Raw genomic sequence first — 13,299 nt, 5'->3', positions numbered from 1 at the left:
TATGCTACAAGGTTTTTGCTGTCTTTGGTTGATAAAGGCCGCGTACGATTTCGCACAGTTCTTGTTCTGACCCCATCTAGACTTTGGTCCGGCCCGTGGCCGGTTTTTTCGCCGCCGTTGAAAAAGTATGCCCGCAAGCGCAACTACAAGGGCTATCACTTTTGGTCGCTGCCGCACTTCGTTTCGACGACGGGCTATAATGAACAGGTCGTCAGACGTTAATCCGCAATCAGGAGAAGGCCGGCAAGGCCTCTGATTATGCCGACCTGTTCAAAGGCAGCGTTTAGTTCGTCACAAAACCACGTCCAGTGGTTCAAGCGCAGTGTTCCAAACCTCCGCCTCTGGCGGAGGTAGGTGATTTTCCTCAGAACTTGAACGAGAATCGGGCCATTGCGGCTGAGTCTGCAACGCCGGAGCCGAACTGACCGTCATATGACAGCGTCAGGCTGGCGCTCTTGAGGCCGCTTGTCGACAGGGCGCCGAGATCAAATTCGACGCCGGCGCTGACGAGGGCCACATCCTCGCCGACCGGAACGCCGGCTACGGTAAACGGCGTACCGCCGGCAAAGGCATTGACCGCGGTCGGGCTGAGCGTGCCATAGGCATGACGCCAACCGAGCATGCCGGTGAGCCGTGCCGTCTTGTCAAAGGCAACCGCACCGCGCAGGCCGAGCGTGGAATAGGTCATGTCCGTGGTGTCGGAGGCAATGGCAAGGGCCGCCGCGCCGCCGGTCTCGCTATAGGCATCGGTATGGACCGAGACATAGGCAAGGCCTGCGAACGGCTCGATCGTGGCCGTGCCGAGATCGAATTCATAGCCGATCTCGCCGAAGACCTGCGCCGTGCCGCCATTGGTGGACCCGGTCAGAGTGTCGGAAAAGCCGGTGAAGGCCGCCGTGCGGGCCGTGTCGATATCCGACCATGCATAGGCAGCGCCGCCGGAGATGTTGAAGCCTTCAAACGAGGTGCCGCCGTAGATGCCGATCTGGTAGCTGGTGGCATCGGCAGACGAGGCGCGCTCATCGACATCATAGGACGATGACTGGTAGCCGGCCATGAAGCCGACAACGCCGGCGTCGCCAAAGCCGGCATCGCCGCCGATGATGAAGCCGCCTGTATTGGTGTCGAGCTTGGCGGCATTGCCGTCGCCGTCTACATGGCCAGCGCCGCCAAAGGCCTGCATCCAGGCGCCGTAGGCCGGCGTGGAAAGGCCGTCAGCGCAGCCATTGGCCTCACGCTCGGCCGTCTGTGCCGCCGTCAGCGGCACGGATCCGGCAGGTTCGCCGCAGGCAGAGCCGGTGGCGGCCCGCACCCGGCCAAGGGCGGCATCGCGGATGAAGCGGCTGTCCTCGATCATGCCGGTCTTCACACTGGCATGGATCTCGCCGGAAAGCGCATCGAAGGCTGCCGGTGCATCCGCTGCTTCCAGGCCAAGCAAGGCGTCATAGACGGAATTGCCCGCCTCCAGGCTTTCCGCGCCATTGGCGGTAGCCCGCTGGTTCGGCGTTTCGGCGTATTCGGCGAAAGCGACCGCGTTGCGCTCAAGCCGCAGGAGCACCGAATTGGATGTATATTCGAGGAAGGGATCGAGATAGGCAAGCGTGGTGGTCACGCCGTCAAACGTACCGGTTACGCCGCCATCTGCCGTCAGGATCGTGTATTCCGATTCCGCCGCATAGGATCCGGTGAAACCGATGTGAAGCACATCGCCGCCGGTAAGAGTGGCCGTGCCGGTCGCAACGATCAGATCGGCGGTGGTGTCGCTCGGCTCGGTCTCGACCTCATAGATTGACCCGGCGCCAAAGGAGACGTCTCCCGCAACATTGATCGTGCCGATCGAATTGCCGGGCGAAACCGTGCCACCATTGTCCACCGAGATGGAGCCAACTGTACCGTTGCCGGTCAGTTTGCCGGAACCGGAGAGCGAGATCGTGCCGCCGATATTGCCATCAAGATGCAGCGTGAAGTTGGAAACGGTGCTGGCACCGGTATAGTCGGTGGAATCGCCTGTCAGCGTCACCAGACCGCCGCCGGTAAAGATGATGTCGCCCGAACCTGAGATGGTGCCGCTATAGGTGCCGTCGAATGCCTGATCGAAGGTCATGGAGGCGCTTTCGGCAACGTCGAGATCGCCGAAGAACAGTTCGGTGGTCGAGATCAGATTGCCTTCTTCCACCGACCAGTCAACCGTGCTGGTTCCCGTCAGCGTAAGCGCGCCTGCACCCGATTTCACCATCTGGCCGGCAACGCCGTTATAGCCGTCGATATCACCGGCAAATGTGCCATCCGTGTCCTGCGCGAACTCGACCACGCCTTGCATGGCGATATCGCCGCGGATCGAGCCGACATTGCCGACAAGGCGACCGGCGATAACCCGGGTGCCGCCGGTATAGCTGTTGTCGCCGGTCAGAATCAACGTCCCGTCGCCGGCCTTGATCAGCATGCTTTTGGTGCCATCGACGATCATCGAGGAAACCGTGGCAGAAACACCGCCATCAATATTGAAAATGCCGCCGTCGCCGCTTGCGGGTGAAAGCGCCAGAGCGCCGCCGTTCACAACATAGCCATCGGTCTTGAATTGCAGCGTGTCGAATTCCTGGGTGCCTTCAACGGTGACGGTACCGGCATCACCCATAAACACTCCAACATAACCGCCCCAGACGTCGTTGGTCCAGCCGTCAGACAGCGTCCAGTTGGTGTTGGTGAGATTCCAGGTGCCACTGCCGCCGTCAACATACATGTTGGCATTTACAGCACTTCCGTCCCAGAATTGCACCGTCTGCGACTCGCCGCCGCCGCCGCTTATGGTGCCGGTGATCGTGATATTCACTTCCCCGGCACGGTCTGTATCAACAATACCGGTTCCATCAACCAGTCCTGAGACCGTCACGCTGTCGAAAGCCCCGGAGAGCGTGCCATCATAACTGATGAGGTAATAATATCCGGGCGCTGCGGCCGTGGTTTCCAGCACTCCGTCGAGCTCGAGGTCGCCGCCGACAACAATATAGTCATTGGTCGTGGCGCCGGAAACATCCGGCGTATTGAGCCGGAAAACGGTTGTCGCGCCTTCCTTGAGCGCCAGATTGCCACCGATGCTCAAGGTCCCGGTCGTTGACAGCGAACCGGGTGACAAAATGGCCTCGGATTTATATCCCACCTGAACATTGCCGCCAACCGAGCCGGAGCCGCCAAGTGTGCCGGAACCGTAATAATAACTGTCGGAGACCGTAATCGTGGTCTGGTCCGTACCCAGCTTGTTGTCGACATAAAGCGCCCCGCCCGTGATCTGGATGATGCCAGCAAAGGTCGATCCGTCGCCGGTCAGGGTCGTCGTGCCGGCTGCTTGCGTAATCTTCGCAGACGTGTTGTTGCCATCGTCGACGAGATCGGCCGAAAAGACGTAATCTTCGCTCGTATGCATGAAATTGAGAGCGGCGCTGTCGTCTTCAAATATCACCTTGCTGGCATTCAGCGTTCCGGGGGCGGTGGCCGTTTTCATATTGTCTACGGGCCATTCAACACCGATATTGAGCCAGCCCCCCGTAACGGTGCCTTCAACGGGCCTGGACAGCGATATCTCGTCTGCTTCCAGTACACCGCCATTCACGAGATAGACCTCGCCAAAGCTCATCTCGCCGACAATGACATTTTCCGCTTTCACGGTCCCGTTGTCGATCACCATTTCGCCGCTACTGGAGCTTCCAACCGTCAAGGTGCCGCTAATATCAACCGTGCCGCCATCAGCCACCTGCAGCGAGCTGCTTGGGCCCTGGCTGACGATGGTGCCAATGGTGAGCTTGCTGCCAACGGTCAGCTGCGAGCCAGTTCCGGAGACAAGCACCTGGCCGGGGGCATCCGTTGCGCCTGCCAGCGCCTTGCCGCTGATCGACAGCGAACTGCCGACCTCGACCAGGCCGCCATCGAGGATCGACAGGGCTCCCTGTCCAGATAAACCGACAACAAGTGTGCTTTGGATTGCCCATTTCGAGCCGGCGCCGGTCACGGTCACGGCTGAGTTCGAAAGCGTTTCCTTGGCGATTATGCCAGTTCCGGAATTGACGGTTCCGCCCTGGCTGATTGTCATTGTCGAACTCGCATTGCTACCAATCGTGAGCGAACCTGACAGATCCAGCAGCGAGTTGGCATCGGAGACGATGATGGTGCCGCTTTCGACACTGATGACACTGCTTCCGCCGCCGACGAGCATGTCCACGCCCGAGACCTTACCCTGATCCTCGATCCTGAGTATGCTCGTCCCGAGGCCACCGAGCTGCACGGCAGCGCCATTGTCCCAGTGCGAATCTTTTCCGGTGACAGTGACGGTACTGGAGTCTCCGATCACATATGCCTGAAGATTGCTGACATAGCCGCCGTCGGAAATCGTCAGTGTACCATCGCCGCTTTGGCCGACATAGAGACGCCCCGCAGACGACATCATATCGCCGGTCAGTATCCAGGACGAACCGGATCCGGTCACGGTGACCTGACCGTTTGCGCCAGCACCGACAGAACCGCTTTCACTCTCGACCTTGCCGCCGCCGCTGATCGTCAGTTCGCCATCCTGGGTTTTTCCGACGTAGAGCGTGCCCGCAAAGACACAGGTCTTGCTGACCACGGTGACGCCGGTTGTGTTGATCGGATTGCTCGGGCAGGTCTCGATAAAAGCCGCAGCGTCATCCGCACCAAAGCAGACGAACCCGGCCACAACCCCGGCGCAGGCCGATTGCGCCAGAAGCAGCGCCCGTCGTTTTTTCATCAGCGTTCCGCGATGGGTTTTCGTCTTGCCAGCATTGGTCGTGCTTGCAGCCTGTTTTGAAATCGTCCTGGTCATATGGCCCCCTGCCAAAAGTCACTTTTGCGAAATTGATCGCAATCTTAATGCGCGCAATCGCGTCCCCTGATAGCGCTATCAGATGTATTGATAAGCATCGCTTAGGATGCCGCAAGGCAGGCCACGGTTGTTTTATACCGATCTGGAAAAATCTGGAGTTGATGTGTCTAAAATGCAACTCCCAATTGCCATGCGCCTTGCGACAGCCGGCTGGGGTCGTTTCAGTTGAGGATGCGATAGACGCATGCATCGGAAATTTTGATATCGTGCTCCAGATACCAGGTGATCCGGATCGGTCCCGGATGATATGTCCCACGCAGGTGGGTAAACTTGGCGACAATCTCTTTCGGTTTCTGGTTGGCTGGATTTAGAGCATTTTCCGATCAAATAGGTTCATGCCCTGCAGCTTCGAAGTAACTATTGCATTGAGTTGGAGAGAAGGGGGGCGATTCCGGAGGAGTGCAAAATAGGGTGTTAAGGGCTTTTGTGCGCTGCCGGCCGCCACCGGTATTCTCCCGTGAGGAGGATATGCGCCCACCCGAGAGGTGATATGTGCGGCAGGAGGGTCGCGGGGCAGTTAAGCCCATCACGCCGCCGCCGTTCGACGGCGGTTCCGAGCTGTTTCGTATTTCCAGTAGATGATGATGGCGGCGAGTAGGTTCAGCCCGGCGATGAAGGCCATCGGTGAAATACCGTTCACCCTGACGGCGAAGCCGCGTAACCCGGTGCGCAGGAATGTCGGCCAGCACGTCTGGTGGCAGTTCGATCCCTTGCAGGAATTCAAGCCTGTCGAGCAGGCGATTGGCATCGGCAGAGTTCTTGCCGACCTCGAACTGCCGGAGCCAGACGAACCGGCTGTTGCGCCCATCCTCCTTTTCGGCAAGCAGGTCGCGCCAGTGCGCTCCGGAACGCAGGACCCAAAGACAACCGTTGACAAACAAGCGGTTATCATTCCCGGTCCGTCCGGGGAGCGCCGGGCTTTCCCGGCAAAAGTGCCGAAATCCGTTCCCACGGTGCTTCGTTCAGTTCGTACCGCTTGATCCCCATCGCTTGCTCCGCTGACAAAATGCGGAAACTTATGAATCACAGCAAAACCGTCTTGGGAATCCTGAATGCGGTGCATCCTAGCGCCCTATTTCACACTCTACCGGAAACGACCCCGAGCGCGGCGTTAACGTTGAGCATGTTTGGCTCGCCAGATGGGTGGTGAGATATTCAGGGTGTTCTGCCCCTGCACGCAATCGACCGTTTTCGGAAAGAGGATCGGCCATCAGCGCATATTTGGGGGTGGCCCAAGACTGACGGGAAGGTTGCTTTTCGGTAATGGCGCACTGATTGGTTGAGATTCCTATCGTCAACCGGCCTTTGTTCCCATTCAGTCGCAAGCTGCGCATCGGCGGATCGGCCAACGCGCAGCCTGATGGAACGTGGCGAATATCTCGGATTACAGCTTGGCGCCATAGACCGGGAACATATTGGCGTCGCCATAGTCCTTGATCCGGTCAATGGACTTCAGCACGTCCATATCCGCGGCCGAGATTTCGAAATCGACAGCGGCATTGGTGCGCATGTGATCGGGATTGGCGGTCTTCGGCAGCGGCAGCAGGCCCAGTTCAAGGCAATAGCGAATGCTCAGCTGCGGGACACTGACGCCGTATTTCGCCGCCATTTCAGCGATTTCCTTGTGATCGAGGATCTTGCCATGGGCAACCGGTGAATAGGCCTCGACCAGAATGCCCTTGCTTTCGCAATATTCGATCAGGTCAAACGGCGTGTTGCTGATATGGGCCAGAACCTGGTTCAACATCGGCTTGATGCTGGCATTGTTCAGCAGATTGGCGAGATCGGCCTGCTCGAAGTTCGACACGCCGATCGCGCGGATTTTGCCGGCATTATAGGCTTCTTCAAGCGCGCGCCAGGCTTCCAGATTGCCTTCAAAGAAGCGCTCTTCACCGGCGAAATCGCCCCAGGGCTGGGGGCTGTGGATGATCATCAGGTCAATATGGTCCAGGCCGAGGCTGTTGAGCGAGCCGTCGATCGCCGTTTCGATCTGGCGGTGCGGCTTGCCGAAATGGTCGGGACCGACCTGATCGCCGTGCCGGTCGGGCCGACCGTGGAGATGGCCGCAGTCGGCGCGCCTGACTATTTCGCCCGTCGCGGCGTCCCGATGCACCCTTCAGATCTGGATGCGCATGACTGTCTGGTGCTGCGCTTCGGTGCGACCAGCGCGCCGTATGATTGGGAATTCGAGCGTGCGGGCGAGGAGATTACCCGCAAGGTGACGGGCCCCTTTCTGTTCAATGAATCCGAGCTTTGTGTCGATGCGGCGCGTGAAGGGTTCGGCATTGCCTATGTCACGCTTCCAGAAGTTGCCGACGACATCGAAAGCGGCAGGCTTCAGCGCGTGCTGACCGATTGGTGCGAACCCTTTGACGGTTTCCAGCTCTGCTATTCATCGCGTCGTCAGATGAGCACGGCGCAGAGGCTGCTGATTGACCGGCTTCGTTATCGACCAACCGAGAACTGACCTGGAGAAAGCCCGATGCTACGTGAGAACATCAACGATCTGATAGCCTTTTCTGTGGTCGCTGAAGCGCGCAGCTTCACCCGTGCTGCGGCGCGGCTGAATGTCTCTCAGTCAGCGCTCGGCCACACCATAAAGGCGCTGGAGAAGCGTCTCGGGCCGCGGCTTCTGCCGTGCTCGACGCGGTCGGTTTCGCCGACAATCGAAGGGGAGGACCTGCTGGCAACGCCTGGTCCGGATGAGCGGATGATCCGCGTCGGCTCACCGCAATATCTCGCCGCGCATGGAACGCCTGCGACGCCGTCAGAGATTTCCGAACCCATCACCCATCTCGCTTTCTACACGGGCTGGGGCAATGCGATTGCTGCAGCCGAAGCGGCTTGACTGCGGCGGACTTCTAAACGGGCGCTTCGTTGAGCCTTTTGCCATGGTGACTGCCTAACTTGCCTATGAGCAGCCTCGCGCTCCGGCATTGACATACAGATTTGAAAAGAAGGCGCTGAAAGCGCTAAGACAAGGAGACTAAAAAATGAAGATTATTCGCTCCGGCTCGGGCCCCTCGATGAAGGGCCCTGAAGACTGGTTTACCGGCACTGTCCGCGTCGACCCTATGTTTGCCGCGGAAGAGCCCGGTCGTGTGAGCGGTGCTCATGTAACTTTCGAGCCGGGCGCACGTACCGCCTGGCACACGCATCCTGCCGGCCAGACGATCATCATCACTTTCGGTAAAGGCCGGGTTCAGCGTGAAGGCGGACCGGTCGAAGAGGTTTCGCAGGGCGATATCGTCTGGTTCCCGGCCGAGGAAAAGCACTGGCATGGCGCTTCTGCTGAGACGGCCATGAGCCATATCGCCATTCAGGAAAGCATCAACGGCAGCCCCGTCACCTGGATGGAAAAGGTTTCGGACGAAGACTACAAGGGCTGACGCCTTGTTACGGGCGGCGATTGTGCCGCCCGCATCCTGTATCGGGAAGATGTGTCAGTCTGCCATCATGCGTGACCGCGCAGACGTAATCGTCACCCGTGCGTGAGGCGTGGCAAGATTGGCAGCTGGCGCTATCTTTCTTGATGCCGGGCGATCCATCCGGGGCGAAAACCCGCAACAGCCAGGCGCCGGACGCTGAGACCGGGACCCTTGTAGCGACAGACCTGCGGATTGCTTTTCGGTTTCCTGCATATCGGCAGGTAGCCTGATTGTGATGAAATCAGCTTGTCATCAATAAATACGAAACTAAAATGGTTCCGCAAAGTGGAGCCCTTCCGATCATGTCAGCAACAGCGAAGCCGCAGGCCGTCCGTGGCCGACCGAAAACACTTGCGGATGATGACCGGCGGGCGCTGCTGCTCACCGCTGCCATGACTGTCTTCATCGAAAAGGGCTTCGCCCGGGCGACGACCAGCGATATCGCGACGCGGGCGGGCATGTCGAAGCGCGATCTCTATCGCCTGTTTGCCGACAAGACGGAGCTGTTCACCCAGACCATTCTGTCCCGGCGTCACCTCATTCTGGACCTGCCGCGCGAAGATGCTGACGATCTGCCGCCGCGCGAGGCATTGCGGCATATTTTCCGGCTTGATCTTGATGACCGGGAGGCAGCCGAGCGCGATGCGCTGATGAACCTGATCGCGCGCGAAAGCCTTCAGGTGCCCGAGCTCAACGCCCTGCTTTATGACACCGGGATCATCCGCTCGCGCGAACTGCTCATCGACTGGCTGGAGATACAGATGGCGCGTGGCACTCTCCCGCGCGGCGATACGGCCAGCCTTGCCGGGCTGCTGATGGATGTGGTGTTCGGTGCATTGCTGCCCCGCCGGCACAGGAAAGCGCCATCCGATCGCACGCATCAGCGGCAGGAGATCCTGGCCCGGATCGATATCGTCCTCACAGGGCTTAGCCATCTCGATCATGCTGACTGACCCGGATGGCGGGACGCTGCTGCCCGTCACCGAACCCGTTGTGCGGAGCGCCGTTTCACGGACTTCGTTGACGAAGCCTGGTCCTTGCGATATTATGGTACGATATTGGTACCACTAAAACAGGCTGCAAAAGAACAGGGTCAGGTGCTTCTTGCGGGAAGCATGGCTTTGGCGCGTGCCATCAGCGCAAGCCGTGAGGAAACAATCCATGTCGTATCTTTCCAGACGAAACTTCATGCTGGCGGGGGCTGCCGTGGCATCGCTCGGCCTGTGTCTCAGGACGGCTGCTGCCCAGAGCGCAGCCAACGGCTTCAACATTGCCTCGTCGGCGATGCCGGGGGCGGATGATGGTCCGAAGACGCCGGGTATTCAGGGGATCACGGCGATCTGCGAAGTGACGGGCGGTGGCGAAAAGGTCTATGGCATCGCCGTTGAATATGACACGGCCATCGACCCGGAAAGCCTGTCGCTCGACAGCTTTGCCACCGGAGTGGTTCCTGCCGCGGAAGGTTATTTTCCCGGCATGCCCACCGGCCCGGACAAGGATGCGACGACCGCGCCTGCGGCGCCACGCGCGGTTGCGGCCATCTATACCAATGCCGCAGCGGCGCTGCGGCCGGATCAGAAAAGCGTTGCCGGCCGGTATGTCATTGCCGAATTCGCCCATGCCGAGGATCTGAGCCTGCCGACCACCGACAGCGACATGGTTTCGCTCACCCAGCTCAGGGATGTGAAAACGAGCGACGGCGTGGTCTATGCTGCGGTGGCAAAGCAGTGGAGCAATGTCGGTGCGCGTGGCAACAGCGTTGTGATCCGGGGCGTGGATGCCTGGGAGCAGAACCACTGGTGGTGGGATGACAGCCGTTCAGCCTGGCTGGAATACAGCATCTACCTGCCAAAATCCTTCCTCGAACCTGGCGGCGAGGAAAAGAGCTATCCGCTGCTGCTTGCCATCACCCATTCGGGGACGAGCTATGATGGCACCTGCGCACAGACGCTGACGGAAACCTGTATTGCCAGTATCTGGGGCATGCCCGAAGAGCAGGCCCGGCATGAATGCGTCGTCATAACGCCGCGCTATGAACGCACGACGATGAATGATTACTGGGAACATACGCCCGACGTCGAAAATACCTATCGGCTGGTTCAGTCGCTGATGCGGAACACGTGGAATTTCGGCAATCCCAATCTTGCTGACCGCCGTGACAAGGTGCTGAAGATCGATCCCAGCCGGGTCTATTGCACCGGCTGGTCCATGGGGGCGATGACCACGCTCTGGCTGATGGCGAAACACCCGGAAACCTTTGCCGCCGGCCTCGTCATTGCCGGCCAGCAACGGCCGCAGGATGTGGAAACCCTGGCGACGCAAAACCTCCTGATCATCACCGGTTCCGAGGATCAGAAGGCCACACCCTGGGAGGAGGAATGCGTCCCCGTCTGGCGGGAGGCCGGCGGGACGGTGACACGCCCGGATGCGCTTCTGGATCCCGCGCTGATCTTCCCCGTCGATGATCAACACGCGCTGACGGCGCAGGTCGATGACTATCTCGGCGAGGGCGGCAATATCACCTTCCTGACCTTTGACGGCGTCGATCACATGGGCTCTGCGCGGAGGTTCTTCTACATCAAGGCTGCCCGTGACTGGCTGTTCAGCCAGACGAAGAAAGCCTGACACCGTGCGTGACAAGGTTCGGAAAGGGATAGAAATGCCTTTCAAGCAACACCCCACCACCGATGCCCGCTTGTTGATGGCCGCAGTTCTGGCGATGCTCTTCTCGCCTGTAGCAACGCTTGCCGCGCCTGCGGATCTCACCGCAATCCCGGCGGCTGTTGCGTGCAGCGCGCGTCCCTGAAAGACATGTGAATGCGCCATTCAACAGACGAAATCCCCGATCCTTCATCCACATCGCAGCCCGGGAGCGGTCTCAGGATGATCCTTGCAGGGCTGAAGCTCTCGATGATCCTCGCCTCGCTGGACCAGAGCATCGTCAATACGGCATTACCCCGCATGGCGAGTGATCTTGGCGGGCTCGCCCGTCTGTCCTGGGTGGTCACGGCCTTCATGCTGAGCTCGACGATTGATCAGCTTTCTGCAGAAGCCCGCGCAGCCTGGCGCAGGAGATCGAGAAACAGCGCCTGCGCCGCCGTCGGCATAAAGGTCCGGCGTAGCGTCAGGCCGATCGGCCGTTCTGTATGGTTTAGCACAAAGGGGAGCGCCACCATCAAGCCACGGGCAATTTCCGCCTCGGCCTGCCGCTTCGACACACAGCCGAGATGATCGCTTCCAGCCAGAAGCTCACGCATCAGGATCACCGAACGCGTTTCCACGAGACGCGACGGCACGGTACATCCCGCATCTTCGAAAATCCGGTTGAAATACATGCGGATCGGCGTGCCTTCCGGAGCCACGACGAAGGGAAACCGGATCTGATCCGCATCGCCTGCATCCATGGCGCCAGAAAGCTTCTGACCACGCTTCTGGACCGCGAGAACGATGAACGTCTCACCGCGCTTGGCCTGCTGGATGAGGACGGCAAGGCCGCGCCGGCGCTGATCCGCATTGCCAGCACCGGCGGCGCCAGTCAGCTTCTGACCAAACTCCTGGACCCGAGGAACGGGCATCGTCTCACCACGCTTGGCCTGCTGAATGAGGAGGGTGGCGCCGCGCCGACGGTGGTCCGTCTCGCCTGCAAGCACGGCGCCAATCAGGTTCTCGCCACGCTTCTGGACCCAAAGAACGATAAGCCCCTCGCCGATCTTGGCCTGCTGGACCAGGAAGGCCGCGCCGCGCCGGCGCTGATCCGCATCGCAGACACCGATGGCGCCAATCAGCTTCTGACAACGCTTATGGCCGCGGAGAATGGTCTGCGCCTCACAGCACTTGGATTGCTGGATGCTGGGGGCAAGGCTACGCCGGAATTGATCCGCATCGCCGACAACCATGGCGGCAATCAGGTTCTGACCACGCTTCTGGACGCGGAGAATGGCCAGCGCCTCGCCGCACTCGGCCTGCTCGATCAGCGCGGCCGCGCCGCGCCTGATCTGATCCGCATCGCTGGCAACCATGGCGGCAATCAGCTTCTGATCACGTTTCTGGCTGAAAGGAATGATCAGCGCCTCGCAGCGCTGGGCCTGCTCGATCAGCACGGCCGCGCCGCGCCGGAACTGCTCCGCATCGCCGACAATGAGGGTGCCAATCAGGTTCTGGCCACGTTGATGGATAAAGGCAACACTCAGCGCCTCACAGCGCTTGGCCTGCTGGATGAGGATGGCAGCGCGGCGCCGGCGTTCATCCGCGTCGCCGACAATGAGGGTGCCAATCAGGTTCTGACCATGCTGATGGACAAAGACAACACTCAGCGCCTCACAACCCTCGGCCTCCTGCAGGACGGCAGGTTGACCAAGGCAGGGCTTATGATCGCAGGAAAGGCTGGAAGCCGCGTCATCCTGAAACAGCTTCTGGATCCGAAGAACGAACAGCGTCTGCGCGCCATGAGGATGGTCGGACCGCAGGACAGTATCGCCGCATGGCAGGCCAAGTTCTATCGGAAGCCCCGCACCAGTCTCTTTCTGCATCTTGTGCTGAGCGAGCAGTTTTCCGGATCCTTGCGGCGGCGGGGTTTCGAACATGACGATGGGACCCGCAGTCAGGATTTGAATATGCTGAAGATGACGCGTGAGCCCGGCACCTGCCTCGCAATTCTCCTTGATCCGCGCAACGAGGACAAGCTGAAGCAGCACGGCTTTATCGATGCAAACGGCAGGATCACCGACAGGCTTTCCGACAAATTCGACGAAAACAGCGATCTGCATATTGAGCTTCAGGAGGTCTGCGGGATTAAAAAGAGCAGCCCCTCCAACTGGCAGGAACGGCCCGCCCCATCGGCTTCCGGCGCTGCCGGCACCTTCGAAATGGCGATCGTCGAGCCGGATGAGGATAGCAGCTTTGAAGCCGAAATCGCTGAACTTGAGGCGATCATATGCGGCCGGATCTGAAATGGCTCTGATGAATTGGGACCCGATCGAA

10 protein-coding genes and 4 pseudogenes are annotated in these 13,299 nt (G+C 59.7%); 8 read left to right on the top strand and 6 right to left on the bottom strand.

Annotated features, from left to right (window positions below; translation table 11 throughout):
- Positions 1-123 precede the first annotated feature (123 nt).
- A pseudogene (locus FJU08_RS23370) lies at positions 124-287 on the top strand (IS200/IS605 family transposase); the annotation flags it as partial.
- A 77-nt stretch (positions 288-364) separates the two neighbouring features.
- Here the strand turns inward: FJU08_RS23370 and FJU08_RS21810 are convergent.
- The 5 genes and pseudogenes from FJU08_RS21810 to FJU08_RS21795 all read right to left on the bottom strand — a co-directional run bounded on the left by FJU08_RS21810 (position 365) and on the right by FJU08_RS21795 (position 6,869).
- Positions 365-4,831: an autotransporter domain-containing protein gene (locus FJU08_RS21810; protein WP_141151164.1), complete on the bottom strand. Its 4,467-nt coding sequence runs from the start codon at positions 4,829-4,831 to the stop codon at positions 365-367.
- 474 nt (positions 4,832-5,305) lie between these two features.
- Positions 5,306-5,504: pseudogene (locus tag FJU08_RS23345) on the bottom strand (Tn3 family transposase); the annotation flags it as partial.
- Position 5,505: 1 nt separating this feature from the next.
- Positions 5,506-5,718, bottom strand: a pseudogene (locus tag FJU08_RS23340) (hypothetical protein); the annotation flags it as partial.
- Positions 5,716-5,872, bottom strand: a pseudogene (locus FJU08_RS23140) (transposase); the annotation flags it as partial. The pseudogenes FJU08_RS23340 and FJU08_RS23140, both read right to left, overlap by 3 nt.
- Positions 5,873-6,275: 403 nt before the next feature.
- Positions 6,276-6,869 carry an aldo/keto reductase gene (locus FJU08_RS21795; protein ID WP_235890932.1) on the bottom strand — a complete coding sequence of 198 codons (594 nt, stop codon included), beginning with the start codon at positions 6,867-6,869 and terminating at the stop codon, positions 6,276-6,278.
- Here FJU08_RS21795 and FJU08_RS21790 point away from each other — a divergent pair.
- From FJU08_RS21790 to FJU08_RS22900, 6 genes are all read left to right on the top strand, one after another.
- Positions 6,813-7,358, top strand: a complete 546-nt coding sequence (locus FJU08_RS21790) for a LysR substrate-binding domain-containing protein (RefSeq protein WP_235890926.1) — start codon at positions 6,813-6,815, stop codon at positions 7,356-7,358. The genes FJU08_RS21795 and FJU08_RS21790 overlap by 57 nt on opposite strands.
- 15 nt (positions 7,359-7,373) lie before the next feature.
- The gene (locus FJU08_RS23335; RefSeq protein WP_141151161.1) at positions 7,374-7,739 is read left to right on the top strand and encodes a helix-turn-helix domain-containing protein; all 366 of its coding nucleotides are present in this window, start codon (positions 7,374-7,376) and stop codon (positions 7,737-7,739) included.
- A 145-nt stretch (positions 7,740-7,884) separates the two neighbouring features.
- Positions 7,885-8,280, top strand: coding sequence for a (R)-mandelonitrile lyase (locus FJU08_RS21780; RefSeq protein WP_141151160.1), 396 nt, complete (start codon positions 7,885-7,887; stop codon positions 8,278-8,280).
- 341 nt (positions 8,281-8,621) lie between these two features.
- Entirely contained in the window at positions 8,622-9,272 is a 651-nt protein-coding gene (locus FJU08_RS21775) for a TetR/AcrR family transcriptional regulator (RefSeq protein WP_181409989.1), read from the top strand.
- 208 nt (positions 9,273-9,480) lie between these two features.
- Positions 9,481-10,944: a prolyl oligopeptidase family serine peptidase gene (locus FJU08_RS21770; RefSeq protein WP_141151158.1), complete on the top strand. Its 1,464-nt coding sequence runs from the start codon at positions 9,481-9,483 to the stop codon at positions 10,942-10,944.
- A gap of 34 nt (positions 10,945-10,978) precedes the next feature.
- Positions 10,979-11,125: a hypothetical protein gene (locus FJU08_RS22900; protein ID WP_181409988.1), complete on the top strand. Its 147-nt coding sequence runs from the start codon at positions 10,979-10,981 to the stop codon at positions 11,123-11,125.
- Positions 11,126-11,354: 229 nt separating this feature from the next.
- On the opposite strand, the gene FJU08_RS23130 is transcribed toward FJU08_RS22900, so the two are convergent.
- Positions 11,355-11,654: a LysR substrate-binding domain-containing protein gene (locus tag FJU08_RS23130; RefSeq protein WP_235890930.1), complete on the bottom strand. Its 300-nt coding sequence runs from the start codon at positions 11,652-11,654 to the stop codon at positions 11,355-11,357.
- Between FJU08_RS23130 and FJU08_RS23125 the strand changes: the two genes are divergently transcribed.
- Positions 11,547-13,268 (top strand): hypothetical protein, encoded by a 1,722-nt coding sequence (locus tag FJU08_RS23125; RefSeq protein ID WP_235890934.1) that lies wholly within the window; start codon positions 11,547-11,549, stop codon positions 13,266-13,268. The two genes, FJU08_RS23130 and FJU08_RS23125, sit on opposite strands and share 108 nt — an antisense overlap.
- The last annotated feature ends 31 nt before the right edge of the window (positions 13,269-13,299 follow it).

It is taken from the genome of Martelella alba, assembly GCF_006516955.1.
GTDB lineage: Bacteria > Pseudomonadota > Alphaproteobacteria > Rhizobiales > Rhizobiaceae > Martelella > Martelella alba.
The sequence above is the reverse complement of the archived record's forward strand: the minus strand, read 5'-3'. Positions and strand labels throughout refer to the sequence as shown.